Origin of the sequence: Streptomyces sp. NPDC051662 (assembly GCF_040681655.1) — a bacterium.
Classification (GTDB): domain Bacteria; phylum Actinomycetota; class Actinomycetes; order Streptomycetales; family Streptomycetaceae; genus Streptomyces.
On record NZ_JBFAZD010000024.1, the window covers coordinates 1 to 24,337 of the forward strand.

Sequence of the window (24,337 nt, forward strand, 5' to 3'; positions counted from 1 at the left end):
GGGTTTTGCTCAGTCTTCTTTGGGCGGGGGGGGTCCCGCGTGTCGGCATCTCCGCCCATGTTATTTCCCGGCCCGGTTTTTGCTGAGTGCTCCCCCCCCCCCCCCCCCCCGCGTCCGCTGTGGATGTGGGGTGTTCTTCGTTGATGAGGCTAACGCTGGATTTCCTACTTCAAAATGACGGCAGGGCTAGGGTGAAACACATCTGGAAAATAAAACATGGACGAATTCGTTGAAATGTAGAATACTAGTTGAAGCATGAAGAGGTATTTGATTAAAGTATTCTTGGAGCACTTTGCTTTCGGGCTCACTATATCAGTGAGTATTGTTTGGATGCTCGCCCAGGGGATGACGCTTCCGGAAATCGCTATCATCGACTCGTTAGCTTTGACCCTAGGGCTACTCATAGATATTCCGACAGGGTTCATATCCGATAGATTCGGCCGGAAGCTTACGTTGATCGGCGCGAATATCTTTCAAGCAGCTTCATTCTTAGTCTTCGCTCTTTCTCATGACTTTTGGCAATTTTTAATTGCGGCCATACTGCTCGCTGTAGGGTTCGCGCTTTCCTCCGGATCGGAAGAAGCTTATATCTACGAGAATCAATCCGGTGACAACTACAGAAAAACGTTCAGTAATGTCAACGTGGTCGATGAAGCGGCAACGATTTTAGGCTTGCTCGCAACACCGCTTCTGATTTCACTTTTTAGTCTACAGTCAGTATTCATCGCCGCCTCAGGATTCGTTTTTGTTACAGCCATCGTTAGCTGGATCATTCTTAAGGACAAAGGAAACACGGCCATCTCCGAGGGCCCACAAAAGACTCGGGAGAGGCAGCGGATTTTGACATTAGTTCGCAAACACGCACCGTTAGTTCTGTTGTTTGTAGCATTGGCCATATACTACGAAGCCGGGCGTGTATTTTGGCAACCTCAAATGATCAACTCGGGCTTCAAAGTCGAAGACCTTGGATTTCTGTTTGCAGCATTTAAGCTTGCATCCCTCGCCGGTGCTTACGTGGGCAGGCACCAGCGGTTCTCACCCAAAAAAGAAATCGTCGCTATTGGCGCTCTGGTGACAATAAGCTTCATGCTCATTGCTTCGTCGGTTGCGTTTTTGGTGATCGTCGGATTTCTTCTTTACTCGTTCCTTGAAAACGTCTACCGCATTGTCGAATCAAACTACCTCCAAGGTATAGCAAGTAGCAAGCGGAGAGCTTCTTCCCTATCGGCGGCCAGCTTTGTGCGCCAAGGGTACAGTATTGTTTCAGTGCCACTTCTGAGTATCGCAGCTATAGCGAATGTTTCGTACGTGTTTTATATCCTGGCGCTTTTGCAAGTCGCTGCTGCGGTGTTGTTTGGGGTGTTGGCATTACGTTCACGCAATGCTCAGCCACGCGGCGTTTAACTGACGCAGCACTCCTGCGAAGAACACCCCGTGTCCGTTGTCGGTCGCGGGGTGTTCTTTCGTTCTGGGGCTAGTTCTTAGATGCGGGCAATCAAGCTCGTGCCGGCCACGGAGCCTTGATCTGCACCATTAACGCGCTTTGACCGTACAGGATGTCGATCTCCTCTACAGGGGAAAACCGCTTGCGTTTGCCTTGAAACGACTGATCACCATTGACAAAATGATCATTTAATGTTTAACTAGTTCTAGATGAACAAGCTTCATCTTCACACCGTTCGCCTGCATCAGGTTGAACCCGATCACCTCGGTTTTAGGTGTTTCCTGTTGAAGGAGAACGTTGTGAAGGAATTTATGCGTGAGGTGCGGCGCTCAGCGCCCTGCTTCCTCTCCGTAGCGGGACTGCTCATCACGCTCCTGGACGCCTTCGAGCAGTTGGAGCAGGACGGGTCTGCATCCCTGACCACCAGGGCCTGCGTCCTGGTTGCTCTCGGAGCAACCATCCAGTTCCACCGCGACTTCAAGAAGAGCGAGCAGAAGTAACCCACGCAGGCTCTACGGCCACCATCACATCCCCGACCCCGGAAGCCCAGCGCTCCGGGGTCAAGTCCATTCCAGGGGAAGAACTTAGTCGCGCGTTGCAGACGTCAATTACTCTGACGCGAATCGCGTGCTACACGCCTTAGGATTGCTGTACAACGTCGATGACTTCGCCAGCAGGGCCGGTGAGCATGAAGTGTGTTTGGCCCCATTCCTCAAGCTTCAAATCAAAGAAAATATCAACTTTGCCCTTAAGTCGATCGTACTCCTTTTTGGCATCCGCGACTTCAAAGCTGTACACCAGACCTTTGCCGCCAAAGGCGGGGTGCAGTTCTTTAGGCTGGTTCTCCGCGTTCGGTACCATAAAGGCCAACTCGGCGCCGCTTTTGTGCACCAGTTGGACGTACCAGTCTTGCTCGAATACCTTTTCAAACTCAAAGTGTTCGACATAGAAGTCGGCGCACTCTTTGATGTTGTCGGTGATAAGTAATGGATAGATTTTTTTCATAACGCTCCTATTTGTTACTAACGACTACATTGTAACGCCTAAGTCCGGCCATGTATTGAATGGATCGGACATCTAACGGTACGTGGCTTGAAATTCGCGTGGCGTCAAGTTAGTAATGCGTTTGAACTCACGGCTATAGTGGGGCTGATCAGCATAAGCTTCGAACGAGCCCTGTCTCAGTGATCGTTGGAAGCGGATAATCTTAATGAAGTCATGCGGCGCATAGCCGAAGCGCCTTTGGAATAGACGCTGCGTGTGCCGTCGGCTTACACTCCACAGTCGGGTGTACTCTTCAACGGTTTGATAGGCCAGCGCATTGCTTGGCAATGGAGTTGCGCCGATAAGCCCACATCGCTCAAGACTGACAACCATGTCATTCAATATCGACGCTCTTTCGTCTGGCATAGCGGCCAGAAGTTGTTGGCGTGTGCGGCGAAAATCGTAGTTCATCAAGGCGTTAGCCTCCAAGGCGTGGCCCACCACATCATGTAGAGGTCTTTGCCAAGTGCCCGGCAGTAGACGAACCCCCACATACTGAAAGCTCCGACCCAAAGTAAGCGTCGATGCGGTAACGTCAGGCGTCATAATCAACGCGCCCTCGAAAGCCGGAATGTGGCTGACATCGAAAACGATATCTACACATGCATCGGGAAGAACCAGATAGCGGAAATCATCCTTGAGCAAGGCGCGTGTTTCTAGCGACCAGAAACAATACACCGGGCTTTCGGTGCGAGGATAGAACTCACTATAGATCACGTCTTGCTTAAGTTGAACGGGGATACCTAACTGCAAGGGCTTATACGTACTCACTCCCACGCCTCCAAACCGTCTGCCACTCCACATCGACCGGCCCACCTAAAGAAGGCATGCGCTAAAGACAAGAGCGAGGGCAATTACCGAAGCGATCGTTCGTATCTCATGCAGCACGTTCCAAGGTTTCTCGAAGGCTGCACGCGCTTTAGCCAGCTCCGCATCACTCATGCGCTCGCTGTCTACCTTGGCAAGCTTGTCATTCAACGGCACGTTACCGAACGCGGTGAGGCCGAAGGAGCCGATGATGTAAATAACGCTCGCAGCGATGAGGTCTAGGAATTGATTTGAGCCGACGCCGTGCATGAACGCAACAAGAGGTAGCAGGACGACAGGTCCCATGAAGGCCAGAAAGAACAAGGGGTTCTGGATCACCACGTTGATAGATTGCATGGCGCGGATATATTCACCGTCTTTAAGACGGTGAAGTCCTCCGTTTACCGAAACCGAATAGGCGAAGAAGATGCCGGCGGTCAACGCGGTCAGTAGTCCAGTGATAAGAAGAAGAGTGTCAAGCATGTATTTTTGTTCCGTTTAAATGTTTACTCGCTCCAGTTTATAACAGATGGCGTCAATCGCAAATCCCCTCGCAGATATTGATATTCTACGCAAATTATGTTATAAATAGAAACAATCGCAATCAGGCGATAGCACCCGCCATTCAACTCTTCGGGTACAGCACCCCGCCCACTTACAAAAGCCGGTGGCGTGCTGTACCCGAATCGAGTCAAAGAGGCAATCATATGTCGGAAGAAGTTATCGCCTTCCAGTCACTTCCGCAGTTCACCATGAAGGAACTCGCGACCGCGATGTGCGAAAGCTCGATGGAGTTCCTGAAGACCGTGCCCATCGCGATCTCCTCGGAGGAGACGGTCCAAGTTTCCATCACGATGCTGCGCAAGATCTACGACGAGGCATCCGCAGCACGAGCCCGGCTCGTTCCTCCGAACCCGTCGTGGAAGTTCTACCTCTCCCCGCACTGGGTGTTCGAGGGTCAAGTACACAGCGAGACCTCACGGTGCTACCTTTGGGCCGTGCAGGGCTACATCATCGGCACACCGTGGGGACTCGGTCGAGTGACCGTCAAGGTCTCCCCCGAGTTCCCGGACCCGGACGACTTCATACGGGGTCTCCGCTAGGACGACGACCGATCCCGACACCCCCCTCCACCCCGCACCACAACGAAGAACACCCCGTGTCCGTTGTGGATGCGGGGTGTTCTTCGTTTCTGAGACTTGCCTTTAGGAGCGGGCTATCAAACGTCAGCCGGCCACCGAGCTTTGATCGAAACTATCTAACGCAATTTGACCCAGAGGATTTCTGGCTTTTTCACAGGTAAGCTGTCGACGTGTGAAATACAATGGATGACCGCTATTGATATTCTTCGTGAATTGTGCTATAAATAGAAACAATCGCATTTGGCGATAGCACCCGCTCTTTCAACTCTTCGGGTATGGCACCCCGCCCACTTCAAAAAAGCCGGTGGCGTGCCCCACCCGAATCGAGCCAAAGAGGTAAACCAATATGTCAGAAGAACAGCCCAGGCGCCCCGGCGCGCGAGGTCTCATCGAGACCGCCCTCGCGGTCCGGCAGGCGGCCCGTGGAGCATGCGCGACCGACCTCAAGCAGTCGCCGGGAGTGGTACTCGTCATCCAGATGATGAACGACACCGACGCCATCGCGGCGGGCACGTCCATTCCGGACGACCAGATCCCCGAGCACTATCTCAAGGACTCGTCCGCCCCGCACCCGCGCCCCTAGGGCGAAGCTCCTCCAACCACGGAGCGCTGAGCGCTCTCCTTCGACACCCCCCACCCTGCATCACAACGAAGAACACCCCGTGTCCGTTGTGGATGCGGGGTGTTCTTCGTTTCTGGGGATTGTCGCTACGTTTGGTCAAGTCACCGCCACGCGCCAGGTTCGGCCGTGACGTAATCGGCCATCGTTCGCCGGTAGCGCTGGTGACCGGTATCCCGTACGTGTTCCGCGATCCAGCGTTCAACCTTATCCGTTTCGACTTCTTCGCCTGATTGTGCGTCGCAATCGGCCTCGTCACCCGAGACGCACGTAGCCGCGTAGGTCGCCTCACTGAGAGAATCCGAGCGGATCTTGTAGTCGCGGAACCGAAACGACTGGACGTTGCCCATCTATCCTCCTTCGCCACGGGAGATCTCTGGAGCTGTCACAGTCGATCCCGCAACCCGACGAGCACGCGCTCAAGTAGGGCTGCTTCCACCAACGCGACGGGCGCACCCTCCGGCAGGCGACCAGTCCCCGGCATCCGCTTCGGAAGAACGGGGGACGTAGTGTCTGGATAGGGCGACTTGGAAAGCTCCAACTCAGCCCACACGATCTTTCCTCCAGCCGGCGGCCGGAAGGTGCCCCATCTTCTACTCGACAGCTCGACCAGGAGAAGTCCCCGACCACTTTCCGCGTCATCGGTGACGTCTTGTTTCGTGGGAGCAACCGCGCTGTTGTCCCACACCTCGACGTAAAGCCGCGTGTCGATGACGCGAAGCTGCACACCGATGATGTGGTGCGCCTTTATGTCTTCCCACTTGGGCTCGGCGTCGGTGAGGCCGGTTGCCTTGACGGCGTTGGTCACCAGCTCACTCATCACCAGTTCGGCGGCGTCGATGTGATCCGGCAACTTCCAGTAGTCCAGCGTGCGCCGGACATACATCCGCGAACAGCTCACCGCTGTCAGCACGGCAGCAAGTTGAAGGTTCGAAACAAGGAGAAGGGACGGAGGTCGAGCGGTCATCGGATTCACGGCGGCGTCTCCGTGCTGGAGGTCGGGCCAGTGGCGGGTACGACGTCACCGCCACTGGCTCGACCGTCTTGGGTGCGCGTTCAGCGCGCTGGGAGGTGCCTAGCAAGGGCGACTTGCTGGCACGGGAAAGCACAGCCACACACGGCACACAGGCCGTGGTCGTTGGTGTGCTCGTTCACGACCACCGTGGCGAGTGTGTTGCGTTCATCGCGCTCGGTGGCCGGACGCTGAGGAGTGTCGTTTACGGCCACACCTGCTCACCCGTCGCCGGGTGCGAAGAAACTCAACAGGCGGTCGCGGATGAACGCGGCCGACTTCTCCGGCGGCCCCTGGTTGCAGTCCACCCGCAGGACATCAAAGCCCGCTTGCACCAGGCGCTCCCTGGCCTGCCGGTAGAAGTGAACTTCGGCGTGACTGCTGCCCGGTGAGAGCTGGAAACGGTTATGCGCCCCGCGTTCGTGCAGTCGCTCGGAGATGACTTCTGGATCAGCTTCGAGGATCACGGCGAGGTCGGGCCGTTCAGCCTCGGCGTTGATGTTCCAGAGAAACGCCGGGTCCACTCCGTCGAACCGCTGCATGACAAGCGCCGACGGAATGTACCGATCGCTGATGACTGTCTGCCCCGCCTCGGTGTACTTGCGGACTTCCGTCTCGACGTGGTGGTAGCGGTCCGCCGCGTACAGGCAGGCGAGCGCGTGACCGGTGACCGTCTCGGTCAACTCTCGGCAGAGCTGGCCGATAGGGCCGGTGGACGGCTCGGCGGTGATGTGCACCTGTTCGCCTGCGGCCACGAGCATCTGCGCCAAGTGGTGAACGATCGTGCTCTTACCGGCACCGCTGGGGCCATCGACGCTGACGAACATGCCTCGGTCGTGGTCAGAAAAGGGACGGAGCTTCATCACCCCTCCCTCCAGGCGGAAGACTGCGCAGTTCTTCCAGCGAGCCGGCCGCGGTGGCGAGCCGGACGAATAGACGTGCCGTAACCAGCGCGTCGTACGTGGCGCGGTGAGGGCGCAGGTCATGTGGCAGGCCCTCGGCGAGCTGAAACGCTTCGACCAACGACCCGAGCCGGAAACTCATCTGGTCGGGCGCAAACCGCCGGGCGAGTTTGAGGGTGTCGAAGACCTCCGGGCACTCCCAGCCGGTCATCTTGCGCTGGAGAACCTTCACGTCTACATGGGCGTTGTGGGCGACGAGCGCGGGATGCGACAACGCCTGCAACACCTCAACGACGATGTCCTTGAACACCGGAGCTTTGGCAACCGTCCCGTTGCTGATGCCGTGAATCCGATTCGCCATCGAGGTGATCGGCCTGTCCGGGTGAACCAACCAGCTCGATGGCTCACCGATGACACCACCGACGATCGGCACGGCGGCCAGCTCGACCAAGTCGGGCGGCTGCTGTCCGTTGCCTTCTACGTCTACGACGACGTACGAGAGATCCGTCCAGTCAGCCATCTTGCGTGCCGTCCTTCCAGCCGATGTCTGCGCGGCCGTGTCGCCGTTCCCGGTGCGGGTGCCGTACGTCGTGCACCTGGAAACCGAGCGAGTGTTGCAGGTAGTAACGGGGCTGCTCAGTCTCCAGTCCGGAGACGATGGCTGCTTGCTCCGTGATGTCCACGACCACCAGGCCGCTCGCCTCGGGCAAGGAACCGGCGACCTGCCGTACGTCTTGCGCTGCGGGAACCTTGTGTGCGTCCTTACAGCGGTTGAGCTGCGCAAGCGGGCAGATGTCGCAGATTTCACCGATGCCGTAGTGCCCGTTGTAGTCCGGCAGTTCATGGGCGTAGGCCACGGCGCACGAGGTCTTACGGAACAACGAGTCGCTGCCGGCGAAGGTTGAGAGGACGCGACTTTCCAGCGTCTCAGGCACGATCTTGCGCCGGGCGGTTTCCTCGTACGGCTCGGGGAGCTTGTTTTCCCGGTAGTACTTCGCGATCTGGTCGCGGTAGAACAGCCCCGTGAAGACTGTCGCGTCGGCGTGCTTGCTCAGCTCGTACGCCTGGTCGAGATGTTGCGGTGAGTCGTTGAGGCCAGGTACCAGCGGGCGCCAGTAGAGAACCGTGCGGTACCGGCGTTCCCGCGGCTCGCTCATGAGCTGTAAGGACTCGGCCGCAACGTGTGACGGGTAGGGCTCGATGTCCTTGTTGTCGATACCCGAGTAGGTGAACAGCAGTGTCACCTTGACGTGTCGGAGCCCGTTGAGTCGGTCGATGTCCTCGGCCTTCATCTGATGCCTGGTGATGACGAGTACGTGGTTTGTCAGTTCCCGTGCGTCCAGGTCTTCCAGTACGGCGAAGGTGTGCGGCCGGACCACCGGCAAGAACGGGTCAGTGGCGCGGTTGAACACCTGCACGGGCGTGACGTGCGGCTGAAAGTACCGGTGATTGACCAGTTCTTCCACCGCCTCGGCGTCGCTCATGAGGGCGCGCGGCACGCGCTCATCCCACAGGCCGTAGGTGTGGCGGATGCAGTAGGCGCAGTCGAGCGGGCACCCCTGGATGTGATTCAGGCTGAGGCCACTTTTGCGGTACTCGACCACTTCCCGAGCACGCTCCGGCATCCGCTCTATCTGATCGCGCGTTAAGAGCTGTACTGAGACAGGCACCTGACGACCTCCCATGTCCGAGGACGGATGGAGCGCGTAGTTACGCGCTCCATTTGGGAGCGTAGAGGTGCCGGTTCCGCTTAGCCAGAAAGTTTCTCAGTATTTCTAGCAACGCATCAAGTTAGTGAATTGGTGCGAAATTACTCGCCACTCTCCGAAGCTTCGGAGGCAAGATCGTCAACGACGCGATTAATGATCGTTCGTGCCGATCGGCCGTAGCTTGCAACCGCTGCCAACGAGTCAAAGATGCCGCTGTATAGGGCGAGTTCCTGCGGCTGGGCAAGGTTCAGCTCAGCAGAGAACGTCTCGACCATCACTCGGTCGTTGTCGAGCAGCCAGAACCCGTGAGCGGGCGCGACCACGTACGCGGTCTCGAACCCGATGACCCCGAGCTTCACGTTCGGTAGTGACGCGAGCGAGACGAGCCGATCAAGCTGGCCGAGCATGACTTCGGGTGGGCACAACCGGTACCGGAGCGCTGCCTCGGTCAGCACAAAGTGGAACCGCTTGTCCTGCCTATATAGGACTTGTTGGCGTTGCATCCGGGCGGCAACCGCCTCGTTGATGTCGTTGCGCACCTTGAACACAGTGATGCTCTGGGCGAAGCGGGCCCGCGCGTACTCGGCCGTCTGGAGGAGTCCGGGGATAAAAGTGGACTCGAAGCCCCGAAAGAGTCGCGTCTGTGCGTCCAGATTGGCGATCTCTTGCTGGTGCGGCTTCAAGCCCGTCTTAAGCTGCCGCTGCCACTCAGAGTGTTGGATTTCGAGGGTGTGCAGCGAAGCGAGCAGGGCTTCCGTCTCACCCTCGCTGTCAGTTACCCGTGTCCAGTCACGGAGGTCGTCATCCGTCGGCGTCTGTCGACCATTCTCCAGCTTGGACACCTTGGAGGGCGGCCATGACAACGACTCCGCGAGCTGCCGACCACTCATGCTGGCCTGCTGGCGAAGCTCGCGGAGCCGTTTGCCCAGTGCGTCACGCGCCTCGTGCACGCTGGTGATGCCGGTCGTTCTATTCGGTGGCAAAGTCGTCCCGTCGCGTGGCGAGGTGCCAGGCAGCATCACGCCAGTAGTTGTGTGCCACGATCACGGCAGGATCTTCGATGAGTTCACCACCCAGGAAGTTCTCGTCGTCATCAAAGTGCATCCGCACCAGCTTGCGCGAGTCGAACAACCAGTAGTCGTAGTCCGGCAGGCTGGCCGCGTCATCCCTCCGAAGATAACGGATGTCCTCACCTGCGGCGTTGGTGTGCTCCGAGCAGAACACACCGAAGCGGCTGTAATCAGTGAGCGGCACCGTCACCACCCGGACGCGCATGAAGCGACGACCTTCGGCGGTTGTCTGTCGGATCATGGTCAGCCAGTTCTGGAACCAGTCCAGGTCAACCGGCTCTCCCGCGACGAACTGACGCAGCGCTTCCGACTCGTTGTCAGACTTGTAGTGGTCGCGCGTCTCCAGCCGAAAGGCTGTGTGTTCGAAGGTGCGGAAGAGCTTGCTGAACTCGGGGCCGATGATCAGGTTCAGTGCCCTCCCTCCTGCTCCAAGTAGCGGAGGGCGTACATCTTGAGCACGTCTTCCGGGATCTCGATCAGGGCTTCGTGGTCCGGTACTTCACCGACGTCAGCAAGCACCTGGGGGTCCGTCACCTTCCAACCCTGCGCGATGTAGGTCTTGCGGTCGGTACGGTCGGTGGCGAACAAGGTAGGCGAGTTGCCTTCCTGGGACTCCGGGTCTTTGCCAAGGAGCCGAGCACGCATGTCATGCCTCCGTTGCTCGAAATTTAGCGAACCGTTCTCCGGCATGGTGCGCCCAGCAGGAAGCGGGGGTCAAGGGGGCGCATTGCCGCCTGCTTACCCGCGCCTAACTGTCAGGACCATGCGCCGGTCGCACGGGGCCAGGCTCCCGCGCCCGGCACAGCCAGCCATCAGGCGCGGCATACGGCCCGTGAGCTGCGGTTTTCCCCTACCTCGCCGACCCTGCCGACAGGGGCCTACCGGCCGATACACTGGACTTGTCCAGCACATCGTTTCCGGTAGCGCTGCCCGAAGACCACGCCGATGCGGTGCGCCAGCCTCGTACGCTCCCGGGAAGGATCGATGCCCGCGACTCGCAGCCGGCCACCGCTCGGGGTCAGAATGCCGGTGAGCATCTTGATGGTGGTCGACTTGCCGGCGCCGTTCGGGCCGATGTAACCGACCATCTCACCGCGCGGCACCCGGAAGCTGATGCCGTCGACCGCCCGCACCTGATGCTTCTCACGGCGCAGCAGACCGGCCTTACGGCGTACGTCGAAGACCTTCTCGACACCGTCAAGCTCGATGAAACCCGTGTCATCCGTACTCATGAACGCTCCGCCGCCTCTCCCTATGTGTCATCCGTACGACGTACGCGCCCAACGCCGACCCCCTAGACGAGTAGGTCCTGTCCGCCGGACAGGACCTAGCTCCCCGTACTCCGGTACGCCCGCAGCCCCGCCCGCCACGCCACCCCCGCCAGCGCGCAGCACACCACCGCCACCACCGGCGACAGGAACGCGGCGAGGTCCGGCAGCCCCAACGGGTCCTCCCTGCCGAGGACATACAGCGCGGGGATCCAGTTGACGAAGGCCAGCGGCACCACGAAGGTCACCCCGCGCACCAGATCCTTCGCGAAGAGCGTCGGCGGGTACTGCAACAGCGACGTCCCGCCGTACGTGAACGAGTTCTGCACCTCGGAGGCGTCCTGCGCCCAGAACTGGAACGCGGCGCCCGCCACGAACACCGCCGCGAAGATCGCCGCCCCGCTCAGCACCATCATCGGAAGCATCAGCGCCCGTGTCACCGTCCAGTCGATATCGACCGTGAGCAGGGCATAGCCCAGGACCAGCAGCCCCTGGGTGACCCGGCCGAGCCGGCGCAGCGCGAACCGGTCGGCCGCCACCTGCGCCAGTACGGGCACGGGCCGCAGCAGCAGCGTGTCGAGCGTGCCGTCCCGTACCCGGCGTCCCAGCCGGTCCATGGAGCCGAGCACCAGATCGGCGAGGCCGAAGGCCGTGGCGGACGTCCCGTAGAGGAAGGCCACCTCGGGCAGCGAGTAGCCGCCGAGCGCGTCCACGTGCGAGAACATCAGCAGGATCGCGACGAAGTCGAAGGCGGTCGCCGCGAAGTTCCCGAACGTCGTCATCACGAAGGACGCGCGGTACGCCATCGTGGACCGCGTCCACATCGCCACGATCAGGCCGTACGCCCGCAGCCCGTCGCGCAGGGCGGCCCACCGCGACACCCGCGGAATCCACCCCTCCGACCCCGCGTCCGCAGCCACCGCCGGTCTCCCGTCGGCAGCCACCGCCGAACTCCCATCGGCAGCCGCCCCCGCGGCCGGGTACCCGGCCGTCGCCTCTCCCACCGTCCCGCCCGCGGCGATCTCGTCAGCCACCCTGGACGACCACCCTCCGTGTCGCGACGGTCTGGAGCAGCCGCCCTGTCGCCAGCAGGGCCAGCGCCCAGCCGGCCTGGAACGCGTACGCCCCTGCCAGGTCCCACCCGGTGTGCTTGCCGAGCAGGACATCCGCCGGGACCTGGAGCAGCGACGACCAGGGCAGCGCCCGCGCCACCTCCCCCAGCGCCCCCGGGAAGAGATTGAGCGGCAGGAGCATCCCGGAGAAGAACATTCCGCCCAGCATCGCGATCTGCGCCACGCCCGCGCCGTCCATCAGCCAGAACGCGGAGAGCGCGACCAGGAAGCGGATCGCGAAGCTGACGACCACCCCGAGCACCACGGCGAACAGGAACGCCAGCCAGGTCCCCGGATCCCCGGGCAGCGCCAGCTCGAAGGCGAGCGAGCCGAGCACCATCGGTACGATCCCGCGCCCCAGCAGATGGAACGCCGCCCGGCCCAGATCCCCGGCCAGCCACCACAGCTGGAGATCGGCCGGCCGGTAGAGGTCGACGGCGATGTCACCGGTGCGGATTCGCTCGACCAGTTCGTCCTCGAAGCCACCGCCCAACATGGCGCAGGTCATCAACAGGGCCTGGCCGAGCCACACATAGGTGACGGCCTCGGAGAGGTTGTAGCCACCGAGGTGCGGCCGCTCGTCCCAGAGAGCCGTATAGGTGTACGCCATGATGAATCCGAAGACGGTGTTGGTGAACACGCCCGCGAGGGTGGCCACCCGGTACGTCGCATAGCGGCGGAACCCACCTGCGGCCACTACTGCGTACAGCCGCACCACAGTCCCCTCCCCCACACCATTTCCCCCACTCCATCAGCGCGTCGTCGGCGTCCTGGCACCAAAGCGCACGACCCTAGCCCACGGGGACCGGCCGCCGCGACCGGTTATCCGGCTGTCGGCGCCCCACCGTTCTGTCCGTGTTTCCTGTGAGTACACAGCGTTTCATGGGCTTGAAACGCTAATCGCCTGGTACGACACCGTTATGCCGGAAGTGAACCGCCGTCCGCGGCCGAGGAGTCTCCACTGATATGAGCGACGAGCCACAGCAACACGGCTGGGCCCCACGGGACCCCTCGGCCCCCCACTCCGCCCCCGGCCGGCCGGGCGGGAAGGCCGGGCGGCCCGTGCGTCCCCGCACCGGTTGGCGCAGCGCCCTCCCGAACCGGCGCACGCTGTTCGGCGGATTACTGATCTTCGGGCTCATCCTCATGGGCGGCTTCGTCCTGGGCTACAAGCTCGTCAGCATCCCGCCCGCCAACGCCGCCGCCACTGCCCAGTCCAATGTGTACCTGTACGCGGACGGCACGCAGCTCGCCCGCGACGGCGAGGTCAACCGCGAGAACGTCAAGCTCGCGCAGGTGCCGAAGACCGTACAGCTCGCCGTACTGGCCGCCGAGGACCGCGGCTTCTACAACGAACCCGCCATCGACCCGCAGGGCATGGTCCGCGCCGCCTGGAACACCCTCACGGGCAAGGGCACCCAGGGCGGCTCCACCATCACCCAGCAGTACGTCAAGAACTACTACCTCGGCCAGGAACAGACGATCGTCCGCAAGGCCAAGGAGTTCTTCATCGCGATCAAGCTCAACCGCGAGGCGACCAAGGGGCAGATCCTCCGGGGCTATCTCAACACCAGCTACTTCGGCCGTAACGCGTACGGCGTCCAGGCCGCCGCCCAGGCGTACTACGGCAAGGACGTGAAGGACATCAACACGGCGGAGGGCGCCTATCTGGCCTCCCTGCTCAACGCGCCCAGCGAGTTCGACGTCGTCTTCCACCCCGAGAACAAGCGGGCCGCCGTCGCACGCTGGAAATACGTCCTCGACGGCATGGTCAAGGAGGACTGGCTCAGCCCCGCCGAGCGCCGCAAGATGAAGTTCCCGAAGCCCGGCAAGATCAGGCACGCCGGCACCGGGCTCTCCGGGCAGCGCGGTTATATCGTCCAGGCCGTCGAGGACCATCTCACCAGCAACAAGATCATCGACGAGAAGACCCTGGCCGCCGGCGGCTACCGGATCACCACCACCCTGGACCGCGCGAAGCAGGAAGCCTTCACCGCCGCCGTCGAGCAGCAGGTCACCTCACAGCTCGAAGCCGGCCGCAAGGCGGACCGCGTCGTCCGGGTCGGCGGCGTCTCCATCGAACCGAAGACCGGCAAGGTCGTCGCCATGTACGGCGGCATCGACTACACCAAGCAGTACGTCAACAACGCGACCCGCCGTGACTACCAGGTCGGCTCCACCTTCAAGCCGTTCGTCTTCGCCGCCGCCGTCGAGAACGGCTCAGAGACCCTGTACGGCGAACCGATCACCCCGTACACCGTCTACGACGGCGACAACGAGCACATGGTCGAGGGCCCCGACGGCCCCACCGACTACTCCCCGGCGAACGAGGACGACACCAACTACGGGCCCATCTCCGTGCAGACCGCCACCGACTACTCGGTCAACGCCGTCTACGCGCAGATGGCGCAGGACGTCGGCCCCGGCACGGTCAGGAAGACCGCCGTCGCCCTCGGTCTCCCCGAGAACACCCCCGACCTGACCGCGACCCCCTCCATCGCGCTCGGCCCGGCCACCGCCTCCGTACTCGACATGGCGGAGGCGTACGCGACCCTCGCCAACCACGGCAGGCACGGCATGTACACGCTGGTCGACAACATCACCAGGAACGGTACGGACGTCGCCCTGCCGAAGCAGGACGTCAGGCAGGTCATCAGCCGTCAGGCCGCCGACACCACCACCGCCGTGCTGCGCGGCGTCGTCGCCGAGGGAACCGGCACCGCCGCCCAGTCCGCGGGCCGCCCCGCGGCCGGCAAGACGGGCACGGCGGAGGAGGACAAGGCGGCCTGGTTCGCCGGCTACACCCCGGACCTGGCGACGGTCGTCGCGGTCATGGGCGCCGATCCGGTGACCGCCGCGCAGAAGTCGCTGTACGGGGCGCTCGGCCGCGAGCGCGTCAACGGCGGCGGACCGCCGGCCGAGATCTGGGGCCGGTACACGGCCGCGGCTCTCCGCAAGAGCCCGGCGCGGGACTTCGATCTGCGGCTGGAGGAGGACTCCGAGGAGTCGTCCTCGGACGAGGAGCAGGCGGGCCCGCCCGGCAAGCCGAAAGGCTCACACCCGGCAGCCGCCCAGTCCGCGGCACCGGGCCGGCCCCCGGGCCAGTCCCCGGGACAGACGAAAGGCCAGGACCAGGGCGGGCCGGGTGCGGACGGCGGCCCCGCCCAGGGCCGGTCGCAGAGCTCCGAGCAGGGCCGGAGCCAGAGTCAGTCGGCGGGGCGGCCGGCAGGTCAGCCCCAGGGCCTGCCACCGGGACGGTCCGAGGGCGGCGGCGCGACCAGCGGCGGCACGGGAGGAGCGTCGGCCAAGGGCAGTACGGGCGCGGGCGCCACGGGCGGGGGCGGCAGGGGAGACGCGGGCGACGGTCAGGGCGCCCGCACCTCCCTGTCCGACGCGCCGGGCGCCTGACAGCGGCGGCCGGGCGCCACGGCCTCGCATCAGTGGCCCGAGGTCGCCTTCAGCCCGACCACGGCCACCAGCAGCAGACAGACGAAGAAGATCCGGGCGGCGGTCGCCGGCTCCCCCAGCACCACCATGCCGAGCACCGCCGCACCGGCCGCGCCGATACCGACCCACACGCCGTACGCGGTACCGATCGGAAGTGTCTTCGCCGCATGCGACAGCAACAGCATGCTGGCGACGATGCCGACGCCGGTGAACACGCTCGGCCACAGCCGGGTGAACCCCTCGGTGTACTTCATCCCGATCGACCAGCCGACCTCAAGCAGACCGGCGACAATCAACAGAACCCACGCCATGACGGCACCTCCGGCAACGAAAAACACGGACAACAGGTGCGTCGTCTTTCGTTTGTCCCGGTACGGCGCGTCTCGTCGGGGTCCCCCCAAGGTAGCAAACCCCCGGAGACCCCGGCGAAGGGCTACAGATAGAGCCCGGTGGAGTCCTCGGACCCCTCGAACCGGTCCGCCGCGACGGCGTGCAGATCGCGCTCGCGCATGAGGACGTACGCCACCCCGCGCACCTCGACCTCGGCGCGGTCCTCGGGGTCGTACAGCACCCGGTCCCCCGGCGTCACCGTCCGTACGTTCTGCCCCACGGCCACCACCTCGGCCCAGGCCAGCCGCCGGCCGACCTCCGCCGTCGCGGGGATGAGGATGCCGCCGGACGAACGCCGCTCGCCCTCCGGGATGTCCGTCCTGACCAGCACACGGTCATGGAGCATCCGGATGGGCAGTTTGTCGTGTTGGTCGTGTGGGTTGTGGGAGTTGTCGCTCACGCCCCAGAACCTACCTGCCCGGGGCGCCGGCGCACGCCACAGGGGCGGATCAAAGCTTGCGGCGCCTCGTCGACACCACCAACAGCCCCACGAGCCCGACCGCCACCAGCGCCACCGGCACCAGCCGCTCCAGCCGCGGCGCGCCGTCGTCCTTGACGAACGATGCCCGTACGCCGGCCAACGTCCTGTTCACGGCCACGAACGCGCGCCCGGCCGTCTGATCCACCGTGGAGACCACCTTGGCCTTGGCGTCGCCGACGATCGTCTTCGGGTGCACCCGCACCCCGATCTCGTCGAGTGTCTCGGCGAGCTGTCCGCGCCTGCGGACGATGTCCGCCTCGATCTGCGCCGGGGTCCTGGAATCCGACACCGCGCTGCCTCCGTCGTCGTGTCCGGTAGTCCTTCGCCGACAGTCTGTCAGCTCCGTCGTCAGCGCACCCGGCGGCACCCCCGATTACGCTCGGCGGCGTACAGCCCGATGTCCACCCAGCTCCATCGAGGAGAACCATGAGCGAGCGCCTCCAGCCCGGCGACACCGCCCCCGCCTTCACCCTGCCCGACGCCGACGGCAACGACGTATCGCTCGCCGACCACAAGGGCCGCAAGGTCATCGTCTACTTCTACCCGGCGGCGCTCACCCCCGGCTGCACCAAGCAGGCGTGCGACTTCACGGACAATCTCGACCTGCTGGCCGGCGCGGGCTACGACGTCATCGGGGTGTCCCCCGACAAGCCGGAGAAGCTCGCGAAGTTCCGCGACAAGGAGAACCTCAAGGTCACCCTGGTCGGCGATCCCTCCAAGGCCGTCCTGGAGACATACGGCGCCTTCGGCGAGAAGAAGATGTACGGCAAGACCGTGACCGGTGTGATCCGCTCGACGATCATCGTGGACGAGGACGGCAAGGTCGAGCAGGCCCTCTACAACGTGCGGGCCACCGGCCATGTGGCGAAGATCATCAAGGACCTCGGTATCTGAGGTATCTGAGGATCCCGGCTTCCGAGGATCCCGGCGTCCGACGGTTCGCCATGAGCCGCTGTGAGCGAGGTCCCACTCCGGTGGGACCTCGGTTCGCGATCGCCACGACCGCGCGGAAGGATCCCTTGGCCTGACTCGCCCGAGGAAAGGACCGCTCCTTGGCCGGCCGGAAGCACGAGAAGAAGCGCGAGAAGACGGTCGACCCCGCCGCGGTCAAACGCCACCCGACCCTCTTCCGCACCATCAGACAGCGCGAGAACCCCAAGCTGCGGCGGTCCGACATCACCGTCACCGACGAGGCGGCGGTCAAGCGGGCGGTGAAGGCCGCTTCCCTGGGCAACGCCATGGAGTGGTTCGACTTCGGCATCTACAGCTATCTCGCCGTCACCATCGGGCAGGTCTTCTTCCCGTCGGGGAACTCCACGGCCGAGCTGCTGTCCTCGTTCGCCACGTTCGCCGTGGCCTTTCTCGTACGGCCGCTCGGCGGCATGTTCTTCGGCCCGATGGGTGACAGGCTCGGCCGTAAGAAGGTGCTCGCCCTGACCATGATCATGATGGCGATCGGCACCTTCACCATCGGGCTGATCCCCTCGTACGCCTCGATCGGCTTCTGGGCCCCGGTCCTGCTGATCTTCTTCCGGCTGGTCCAGGGCTTCTCCACCGGCGGCGAGTACGGCGGCGCGTCGACGTTCATCGCGGAGTACGCCCCCGACAAGCGCCGGGGATTCTTCGGCAGCTTCCTGGAGTTCGGCACCCTCGCCGGATACATCGGCGCGGCGGGCCTGGTCACCGTGCTGACCGCGGCGCTCGGCCCTGACGGCATGCGGGCCTGGGGCTGGCGCGTCCCGTTCCTGGTCGCGGGGCCGCTGGGGCTGATCGGCCTGTATCTGCGGCTGCGGCTCGACGAGACGCCCGCGTTCCGGAGACTGGAGTCGGACACCGCGCGCGTCTTCGAGGCGGCGGACTCGGTGGAGACCACCACCAAGGGCGACCTCGCCAAGATCTTCCGGCAGTACTGGCCCTCGCTGATCCTGTGCGTCGCGCTGGTCGGCGCGTACAACATCACGGACTACATGCTGCTGTCGTACATGCCGACGTATCTCTCCGACGAGCTGGGCTACAGCGAGACACACGGGCTGCTCACCCTGCTGGCCGTGATGGCCTTCCTGATGCTGATCATCAATCAGGTCGGCAGGCTCAACGACCGCTTCGGCCGCAAGCCGCTGCTGATGGCGGGCATGCTCGGCTTCGTCTTCCTCTCGCTGCCCGCGTTCCTGCTGATCAAGCAGGGTGGCATCCCGGCGATCACGGCGGGCGTCCTGATGCTGGGCCTGTCCCTGGTCTGCCTCCTGGGCACGATGTCGGCCGCGCTCCCCGCGCTGTTCCCGACGGAGGTCAGATACGGCTCGCTCTCGGTGGGCTACAACCTCTCCGCGTCCCTCTTCGGTGGCACGACCCCGCTGGTGATCACAGGTCTGATCAGTCTGACCGGCGACAATCTGATGCCGGCGTACTACTCGATGGCGGCGGCGCTGGTGGGCGTGATCGCGGTGTCCCGTATGAAGGAAACGGCTCAGCGCCCGCTGGACGGCTCACCGCCGTCGGTCGCGACGAAGGCGGAAGCGGTGGCACTGGTGGAGTCGCAGTCCCCCGAGCCCAGGTTCTGACCCACGTTCAGCCGCCTGCCCGGTACGATGGCAGGCGGCTGGCGGCGGTGGCGCAATGGCGACGCAGCAGACTTAGGATCTGTGGCCCGTGATAGGGCTTGAGGGTTCGAATCCCTTCCGCCGCACATGAACGGCCTGCGAATCAAAGGATTGATACGCAGGCCGTTTCCGTGCTCCCGGCCGTCAGCCCAGGAGCTCCCGTACGACCGGGACCAGCGCCCGGAACGCCTTGCCGCGGTGGCTGATCGCGTTCTTCTCCGCCGGGGACAGCTCCGCGCAGGTGCGGGTTTCGCCGGACGGCTGGAGGATCGGGTCGTAGCCGAAGCCGCCCGCGCCGGACGGGGACTCCCGGAGGGTGCCCAGGAGGCGGCCCTCGACCACGCGTTCCGTGCCGTCAGGGAGAGCCAGGGCCGCGGCGCAGAAGAAGTGGGCGGCGCGGTGGGGCGGGGCGATGTCGGAGAGCTGGGCCAGAAGCAGGTTCAGATTGGCGGTGTCGTCGCCGTGGGTGCCTGCCCAGCGGGCGGAGAAGATGCCCGGGGCGCCGCCGAGGACATCGACGCAGAGGCCGGAGTCGTCGGCCACGGCCGGGAGGCCGGTGGCGTCGGCGAGGGCGTGCGCCTTGAGGAGCGCGTTCTCGGCGAAGGTGACGCCGGTCTCCTTGACGTCGGGGATATCGGGGTAGGCGTCCGCGCCGACGAGGTCATGGGGCAGACCCGCGTCGGCGAGGATGGCCCGGAGTTCGGTGAGCTTCCCGGCGTTTCGGGTGGCGAGGATCAGGCGGGTCATGCCCCCAGTATCGGACCGGCCAGTATCGGACCGGGCCGGCGGGGGCCGGTCACGGGGTGCAGATCTTGCCGATTTCGGACGCCGCGTCGGTGATGGGGGTGAGGTCGGGGGCGGTTTCCCCGTTCTTGACGGACGTACGGACGTTGTCGACGCCCTTGCCCAGGTCGTCGACGGCCTTGCTCAGATCCGCGTTGTCGGTCTGGTCCCCGAGGGTGTCGAGCTTGTTGTCGATGTCGTTGAGCGTCTCGTCGATCTTGAGCGGGTTGTCCCCGGCGTTGGAGACGGCCTGCTGGAGGTCGTTGACGCTGCCCGCGATGGCGTCGGCGGTCTTGACGCAGTCCAGCGCCTTGTCGAGGGCGCCGCAGCCGGCCGTGAGGGGCAGGGCGAGTGCGGCGGCGGCGAGGGCCAGGGTGATGCGGCGTCGGCGTATCGGCGCGGCGGACATGGCGCGTTTCCTCTCCGAGGTGTGGACGGGCGCACGGTTCGGTCCGTGCGCCCGTGTGGGGGGAGACGCCCCGGGGTTCTTCTTGGTTGCGTCTTTACCCGGAGGCCCGGCTCAGAGGGTCTGGTCGAGCGCCGTGTTCTGGATCGCGGTGAGGTCGGCGCAGCCGCCGGTGGCGAGATCGAGGAGCGCGTTCAGTTCCTTGCGGTCGAAGGGCTCGGCCTCGGCGGTGCCCTGGACCTCGACGAAGCGCCCGTCACCGGTGCAGACGACGTTCATGTCGGTGTCGGCGCGGACGTCCTCCTCGTAACAGAGGTCGAGGAGGGGGGTGCCGTCGACGATGCCGACGCTGACGGCGGCGACGGTGCCGGTGAGCGGACGGCGGCCGGCCTTGACGATCTTCTTGCCCTGGGCCCAGGCGACGGCGTCGGCGAGGGCGACATAGGCGCCGGTGATGGCCGCGGTGCGGGTGCCGCCGTCGGCCTGGAGGACATCGCAGTCGAGGACGATGGTGTTCTCGCCGAGCGCCTTGTAGTCGATGACGGCGCGCAGGGACCGGCCGATGAGGCGGCTGATCTCGTGGGTACGGCCGCCGATCTTGCCGCGTACGGATTCACGGTCGCCGCGGGTATTGGTCGAGCGCGGCAGCATCGAGTACTCGGCGGTGACCCAGCCTTCGCCGCTGCCCTTGCGCCAGCGCGGGACGCCCTCGGTGACCGAGGCGGTGCAGAAGACCTTCGTGTCGCCGAAGGAGATGAGGACGGAGCCCTCGGCATGCTTGCTCCATCCACGTTCGATGGTGACGGGACGGAGCTGTTCGGGGGTTCGGCCATCGATACGAGACATGGGCTTGAGCCTATAGGGACCTGTGCGAAGGGCCTGTTCCGGTGGTCCGGATCAGGCCCTTGGGGTGGTTCTGAGTGGCTGTCAGCGCTTCACATCATGTCTTCGATCTCACTGGCGATGGGGTCGGCGTCGGTGCCGATGACGACCTGGATCGCGGTACCCATCTTCACGACACCGTGGGCGCCGGCGGCCTTCAGGGCGGTCTCGTCGACGAGGTCGGGGTCGACGACCTCGGTGCGCAGGCGGGTGATGCAGCCCTCGACCTCTTCGATGTTGTCGAGTCCGCCGAGCCCGGCGACGATCTTCTCAGCCTTGGTGGCCATGTCTTTCTCCCTGACTGTCGAACTGACTGTCCGAAAAGCACTGTGAACCGTTTCGTCACGGTAACGCACGGTTGGACCATCTTCACGGGCGCGCGTTCACCGCGTACCCAATGATGACGATCAACGGCGCCCCGCCCGCGACCGGCCCTCGGGAGCCTATCGCAACTGGTCTACACCAGTAGGGACCGACGAGAGGGTGCCGATGAGCTCCGACAGCACGGCAGCGCCGCGGCGGAGGCCGGCGCCGTCGGGGAAGAACTGGCGGAACGGATTGTTCCAAGGGCTTCAGAAGATCGGCCGCAGTCTCCAGCTCCCGGTGGCCGTACTGCCCGCCGCCGGGCTGCTCGTCAGCCTGGGGAATCTCTTCGCCGCGTATCTGCACGGTCCGTTCTGGGACAAGACCGCCAAGGTGCTCAGCCTGGGCGGCGGCGCCATTCTGGACGGCGCGTTCGGGCTGCCGCTGCTCTTCTGCATCGGAGTGGCGATCGGTTTCGCCAAGAAGGCGGACGGCTCCACCGCGCTCGCCGCGGTCGTCGGCTTCCTCGTCTACCACGGTGTGCTGGCCGCCTTCCCGGTCGGCGGTTCGGTGACGAAGGCGACGCCCGACGGCACCCCGCAGAACCCCGGTGTGCTCGGCGGCATTCTGATCGGGCTGCTCACGGCGGTCGTCTGGCAGCGGTTCCACCGTACGAAACTGGTCGACTGGCTCGGCTTCTTCAACGGCCGGCGCCTGGTGCCGATCCTGATGGCCTTCATCTGCACCCTCCTCGGCGTGGCCTTCGGGCTGCTGTGGCAGCCGGTCGGGGACGCGCTGACCGCGTTCGCCAAGCAACTGATCGATCTGGGCGCGTGGGGCGCGGGCATCTTCGGGGTCGCCAACCGGCTGCTCATCCCCATCGGCCTGCACCAGTTCCTGAACACCTTCTTCTGGTTCCAGGCCGGTGAGTACACCAAGCCCGACGGCACCGTCGTGATGGGCGATCTGACCCGGTTCTTCGCCGGGGACCCCTCGGCCGGCCAGTTCATGTCCGGGTTCTTCCCGATCATGATGTTCGGTCTGCCGGCCGCCGCGCTCGCCATCGCGCACAGCGCGCGCCCCGAGCACCGCAAGAGGGTGACGGGCCTGATGGCCTCCCTCGCGCTGACCTCGTTCGTCACGGGCGTGACCGAGCCCCTGGAGTTCTCCTTCATGTTCGCCGCGCCCCTGCTGTACGGCGCGCACGCGCTGCTCACCGGCGCCTCGATGGCGATCACCTGGGCGCTGGGGGTGCACGCGGGGTTCAGCTTCTCGGCCGGCTTGATCGACTACGTGGTCAACTGGCACCTCGACACCAAGCCCTGGCTGATCATTCCGATCGGCCTGTGCTTCGCCGTCGTGTACTACGTGGTGTTCCGCGTCGCGATCAGGGCGTTCGACATCCCGACCCCGGGGAATGAGCCCGAGGAGCTGGAAGAGGCCGTGGAGAAGCAGAACACCCAGCCCTGAAGCCGCGGACTGTGGCCTGGGCCATAGTCGTCGCCGAACATCGCTGCGAAGGTTCCTTATGTGATTCACACCGTGCTACAACTGGTCTACACCACTGATGGTGTAGACCACGCGGCCGTGTGCCGTGTTCCCCCTGGAGGAAGTTGATGTCCACGGCCAGCGCCGCCGCTTCGGCGGACAAGAAGCCCTCGGCGGGCAAGAGCAAGGGCAGCGGCGCGATGGCCGTGATGCAGCGTATCGGCCGCAGCCTGATGCTCCCCGTCGCCGTCCTGCCCGCCGGCGCCCTGCTGGTGCGCCTCGGCAACGCCGACATGCTCGGCCGTGACTCGTTCCCGGCGTTCATCACCAAGATCGCCTCGTTCATGGCCGCGGGCGGCAACGCCATCCTGGACAACATGCCGCTGCTCTTCGCGGTCGGCATCGCGATCGGCTTCGCCAAGAAGGCGGACGGCTCCACCGCGCTGGCCGCCGTCACCGGCTACCTCGTCTTCAAGAACGTGCTGGCCACCTTCACCGACTCCAATCTGCCCAAGGTCGCGGCGGTGGTCGACGGCAAGATAGTCATGAACGACGCGCCCGTCGACGCGAAGGTCCTCGGCGGGGTCGTCATGGGCGTCGTGGTCGCGCTGCTCTACCAGCGGTTCTACCGGACGAAGCTGCCCGACTGGGCGGGCTTCTTCGGCGGCCGTCGCCTCGTACCGATCCTCTCCGCCTTCGCCGGTCTGATCATCGGCATCGTCTTCGGCTATATCTGGCCGGTACTCGGCGCGGGTCTGCACAACTTCGGTGAGTGGCTGGTCGGCTCCGGCGCCGTGGGCGCGGGCATCTTCGGTGTCGCCAACCGCGCGCTGATCCCCGTGGGCATGCACCACCTGCTGAACTCGTTCCCGTGGTTCCAGGCCGGCACGTTCGAGGGCAAGAGCGGCGACATCAACCGCTTCCTGGCGGGCGACCCGACGGCCGGACAGTTCATGACCGGCTTCTTCCCGATCATGATGTTCGCCCTTCCGGCGGCCTGTCTGGCGATCGTCCACTGCGCCCGCCCCGAGCGCCGCAAGGTCGTCGGCGGCATGATGCTGTCGCTCGCGCTCACCGCGTTCGTCACGGGTGTGACCGAGCCGATCGAGTTCACCTTCATGTTCATCGCGCCGGCGCTGTACGCGGTGCACGCGGTGCTGACCGGTGTCTCCATGGCGCTGACCTGGGCCCTCGGGATGAAGGACGGCTTCGGCTTCTCGGCCGGCGCGGTGGACTTCGCCCTCAACCTGGGCATCGCGACCAACCCCTGGGGGCTGGCACTGGTCGGCCTCTGCTTCGCGGCGCTCTACTACGCGATCTTCCGCTTCGCGATCACCAAGTTCAATATCCCGACGCCCGGCCGGGAGAGCGACGAGGAACTCGCCGAGTTGCAGAAGGCCGAGGCGAAGTAGCCTCTCCGCACACACC

Annotated in this window: 29 protein-coding genes, 1 tRNA gene, 1 pseudogene and 1 riboswitch; of the genes and pseudogenes, 10 read left to right on the forward strand and 21 right to left on the reverse strand. The window is 64.1% G+C overall.

Annotated features, from left to right (window positions below; all coding sequences use genetic code 11):
• The first annotated feature begins 255 nt into the window (after positions 1-255).
• Both AB0M67_RS31200 and AB0M67_RS31205 read left to right on the forward strand, forming a co-directional pair.
• Entirely contained in the window at positions 256-1,404 is a 1,149-nt protein-coding gene (locus tag AB0M67_RS31200) for an MFS transporter (RefSeq protein WP_365750910.1), read from the forward strand.
• Between the two features lie 339 nt (positions 1,405-1,743).
• The gene (locus AB0M67_RS31205) at positions 1,744-1,944 is read left to right on the forward strand and encodes a hypothetical protein (protein ID WP_365750911.1); all 201 of its coding nucleotides are present in this window, start codon (positions 1,744-1,746) and stop codon (positions 1,942-1,944) included.
• A gap of 139 nt (positions 1,945-2,083) precedes the next feature.
• Here AB0M67_RS31205 and AB0M67_RS31210 read toward each other — a convergent pair whose 3' ends face one another.
• The 3 genes from AB0M67_RS31210 to AB0M67_RS31220 form a co-directional block, all read right to left on the reverse strand.
• On the reverse strand, positions 2,084-2,449 hold the full coding sequence (locus AB0M67_RS31210; protein WP_365750912.1) for a VOC family protein: 366 nt from the start codon (positions 2,447-2,449) through the stop codon (positions 2,084-2,086).
• A gap of 72 nt (positions 2,450-2,521) precedes the next feature.
• Complete coding sequence (locus tag AB0M67_RS31215; protein WP_365750913.1) at positions 2,522-3,259, reverse strand: helix-turn-helix domain-containing protein; 738 nt, start codon at positions 3,257-3,259, stop codon at positions 2,522-2,524.
• Between the two features lie 45 nt (positions 3,260-3,304).
• A complete protein-coding gene (locus tag AB0M67_RS31220) occupies positions 3,305-3,778 on the reverse strand; it encodes an anthrone oxygenase family protein (RefSeq protein ID WP_365750914.1) in 474 nt (157 codons plus the stop codon).
• A 224-nt stretch (positions 3,779-4,002) separates the two neighbouring features.
• Here AB0M67_RS31220 and AB0M67_RS31225 point away from each other — a divergent pair, with 224 nt between their 5' ends.
• Both AB0M67_RS31225 and AB0M67_RS31230 read left to right on the forward strand, forming a co-directional pair.
• A complete protein-coding gene (locus AB0M67_RS31225; RefSeq protein WP_365750915.1) occupies positions 4,003-4,398 on the forward strand; it encodes a hypothetical protein in 396 nt (131 codons plus the stop codon).
• Between the two features lie 385 nt (positions 4,399-4,783).
• The gene (locus AB0M67_RS31230; protein ID WP_365750916.1) at positions 4,784-5,020 is read left to right on the forward strand and encodes a hypothetical protein; all 237 of its coding nucleotides are present in this window, start codon (positions 4,784-4,786) and stop codon (positions 5,018-5,020) included.
• 140 nt (positions 5,021-5,160) lie between these two features.
• On the opposite strand, the gene AB0M67_RS31235 is transcribed toward AB0M67_RS31230, so the two are convergent.
• From AB0M67_RS31235 to AB0M67_RS31285, 11 genes and pseudogenes are all read right to left on the reverse strand, one after another.
• Positions 5,161-5,406 (reverse strand): hypothetical protein, encoded by a 246-nt coding sequence (locus tag AB0M67_RS31235; protein ID WP_365750917.1) that lies wholly within the window; start codon positions 5,404-5,406, stop codon positions 5,161-5,163.
• 35 nt (positions 5,407-5,441) lie between these two features.
• Entirely contained in the window at positions 5,442-6,023 is a 582-nt protein-coding gene (locus tag AB0M67_RS31240; protein WP_365751004.1) for an ATP-binding protein, read from the reverse strand.
• Positions 6,024-6,289: 266 nt separating this feature from the next.
• Positions 6,290-6,931 carry a dTMP kinase gene (tmk, locus tag AB0M67_RS31245; RefSeq protein ID WP_365750918.1) on the reverse strand — a complete coding sequence of 214 codons (642 nt, stop codon included), beginning with the start codon at positions 6,929-6,931 and terminating at the stop codon, positions 6,290-6,292.
• On the reverse strand, positions 6,909-7,490 hold the full coding sequence (locus AB0M67_RS31250; RefSeq protein ID WP_365750919.1) for an exonuclease domain-containing protein: 582 nt from the start codon (positions 7,488-7,490) through the stop codon (positions 6,909-6,911). Before AB0M67_RS31250 ends, tmk begins: the two co-directional genes overlap by 23 nt.
• Positions 7,483-8,595 (reverse strand): radical SAM protein, encoded by a 1,113-nt coding sequence (locus AB0M67_RS31255; protein WP_365750920.1) that lies wholly within the window; start codon positions 8,593-8,595, stop codon positions 7,483-7,485. Before AB0M67_RS31255 ends, AB0M67_RS31250 begins: the two co-directional genes overlap by 8 nt.
• Before the next feature lie 185 nt (positions 8,596-8,780).
• Entirely contained in the window at positions 8,781-9,629 is an 849-nt protein-coding gene (locus tag AB0M67_RS31260) for a helix-turn-helix transcriptional regulator (RefSeq protein ID WP_365750921.1), read from the reverse strand.
• A gap of 19 nt (positions 9,630-9,648) precedes the next feature.
• Entirely contained in the window at positions 9,649-10,161 is a 513-nt protein-coding gene (locus tag AB0M67_RS31265; protein WP_365751006.1) for a DUF6879 family protein, read from the reverse strand.
• Positions 10,158-10,394: a hypothetical protein gene (locus tag AB0M67_RS31270; RefSeq protein ID WP_365750922.1), complete on the reverse strand. Its 237-nt coding sequence runs from the start codon at positions 10,392-10,394 to the stop codon at positions 10,158-10,160. Before AB0M67_RS31270 ends, AB0M67_RS31265 begins: the two co-directional genes overlap by 4 nt.
• 278 nt (positions 10,395-10,672) lie before the next feature.
• Positions 10,673-10,981, reverse strand: a pseudogene (locus AB0M67_RS31275) (ATP-binding cassette domain-containing protein); the annotation flags it as partial.
• Between the two features lie 95 nt (positions 10,982-11,076).
• Positions 11,077-11,907: an ABC transporter permease gene (locus tag AB0M67_RS31280; protein ID WP_365751007.1), complete on the reverse strand. Its 831-nt coding sequence runs from the start codon at positions 11,905-11,907 to the stop codon at positions 11,077-11,079.
• Between the two features lie 136 nt (positions 11,908-12,043).
• A complete protein-coding gene (locus AB0M67_RS31285) occupies positions 12,044-12,844 on the reverse strand; it encodes an ABC-2 family transporter protein (protein WP_365751008.1) in 801 nt (266 codons plus the stop codon).
• Between the two features lie 251 nt (positions 12,845-13,095).
• On the opposite strand from AB0M67_RS31285, the gene AB0M67_RS31290 reads away from it, so the two are divergent.
• Positions 13,096-15,537, forward strand: a complete 2,442-nt coding sequence (locus AB0M67_RS31290; protein ID WP_365750923.1) for a transglycosylase domain-containing protein — start codon at positions 13,096-13,098, stop codon at positions 15,535-15,537.
• Positions 15,538-15,566: 29 nt separating this feature from the next.
• Here the strand turns inward: AB0M67_RS31290 and AB0M67_RS31295 are convergent, their stop codons facing one another.
• From AB0M67_RS31295 to AB0M67_RS31305, 3 genes are all read right to left on the reverse strand, one after another.
• Complete coding sequence (locus tag AB0M67_RS31295; RefSeq protein WP_365750924.1) at positions 15,567-15,887, reverse strand: multidrug efflux SMR transporter; 321 nt, start codon at positions 15,885-15,887, stop codon at positions 15,567-15,569.
• A gap of 35 nt (positions 15,888-15,922) precedes the next feature.
• A riboswitch (guanidine-III (ykkC-III) riboswitch) is annotated at positions 15,923-15,987 on the reverse strand.
• A 22-nt stretch (positions 15,988-16,009) separates the two neighbouring features.
• Positions 16,010-16,312, reverse strand: a complete 303-nt coding sequence (locus tag AB0M67_RS31300; protein ID WP_051746386.1) for a co-chaperone GroES — start codon at positions 16,310-16,312, stop codon at positions 16,010-16,012.
• Between the two features lie 103 nt (positions 16,313-16,415).
• A complete protein-coding gene (locus AB0M67_RS31305; RefSeq protein ID WP_365750925.1) occupies positions 16,416-16,736 on the reverse strand; it encodes a DUF3618 domain-containing protein in 321 nt (106 codons plus the stop codon).
• Between the two features lie 137 nt (positions 16,737-16,873).
• Between AB0M67_RS31305 and bcp the strand changes: the two genes are divergently transcribed.
• The 3 genes from bcp to AB0M67_RS31320 all read left to right on the forward strand — a co-directional run bounded on the left by bcp (position 16,874) and on the right by AB0M67_RS31320 (position 19,133).
• The gene (gene bcp, locus AB0M67_RS31310) at positions 16,874-17,341 is read left to right on the forward strand and encodes a thioredoxin-dependent thiol peroxidase (protein WP_129769049.1); all 468 of its coding nucleotides are present in this window, start codon (positions 16,874-16,876) and stop codon (positions 17,339-17,341) included.
• Positions 17,342-17,499: 158 nt separating this feature from the next.
• On the forward strand, positions 17,500-19,008 hold the full coding sequence (gene proP, locus AB0M67_RS31315; protein WP_365750926.1) for a glycine betaine/L-proline transporter ProP: 1,509 nt from the start codon (positions 17,500-17,502) through the stop codon (positions 19,006-19,008).
• Positions 19,009-19,049: 41 nt separating this feature from the next.
• Positions 19,050-19,133: transfer RNA gene (locus AB0M67_RS31320), tRNA-Leu, on the forward strand.
• A gap of 58 nt (positions 19,134-19,191) precedes the next feature.
• Here AB0M67_RS31320 and rdgB read toward each other — a convergent pair.
• The 4 genes from rdgB to AB0M67_RS31340 form a co-directional block, all read right to left on the reverse strand.
• Positions 19,192-19,794 carry an RdgB/HAM1 family non-canonical purine NTP pyrophosphatase gene (rdgB, locus tag AB0M67_RS31325; protein WP_365750927.1) on the reverse strand — a complete coding sequence of 201 codons (603 nt, stop codon included), beginning with the start codon at positions 19,792-19,794 and terminating at the stop codon, positions 19,192-19,194.
• 49 nt (positions 19,795-19,843) lie between these two features.
• Positions 19,844-20,239: a hypothetical protein gene (locus AB0M67_RS31330; protein WP_365750928.1), complete on the reverse strand. Its 396-nt coding sequence runs from the start codon at positions 20,237-20,239 to the stop codon at positions 19,844-19,846.
• A 111-nt stretch (positions 20,240-20,350) separates the two neighbouring features.
• On the reverse strand, positions 20,351-21,082 hold the full coding sequence (gene rph / locus AB0M67_RS31335; RefSeq protein ID WP_365750929.1) for a ribonuclease PH: 732 nt from the start codon (positions 21,080-21,082) through the stop codon (positions 20,351-20,353).
• 89 nt (positions 21,083-21,171) lie between these two features.
• A complete protein-coding gene (locus AB0M67_RS31340) occupies positions 21,172-21,474 on the reverse strand; it encodes a PTS glucose/sucrose transporter subunit IIB (protein WP_365750930.1) in 303 nt (100 codons plus the stop codon).
• Between the two features lie 133 nt (positions 21,475-21,607).
• Here AB0M67_RS31340 and AB0M67_RS31345 point away from each other — a divergent pair, with 133 nt between their 5' ends.
• Both AB0M67_RS31345 and AB0M67_RS31350 read left to right on the forward strand, forming a co-directional pair.
• Positions 21,608-22,891 carry a PTS transporter subunit EIIC gene (locus tag AB0M67_RS31345; RefSeq protein ID WP_365750931.1) on the forward strand — a complete coding sequence of 428 codons (1,284 nt, stop codon included), beginning with the start codon at positions 21,608-21,610 and terminating at the stop codon, positions 22,889-22,891.
• A gap of 146 nt (positions 22,892-23,037) precedes the next feature.
• Entirely contained in the window at positions 23,038-24,321 is a 1,284-nt protein-coding gene (locus AB0M67_RS31350) for a PTS transporter subunit EIIC (RefSeq protein WP_365750932.1), read from the forward strand.
• The last annotated feature ends 16 nt before the right edge of the window (positions 24,322-24,337 follow it).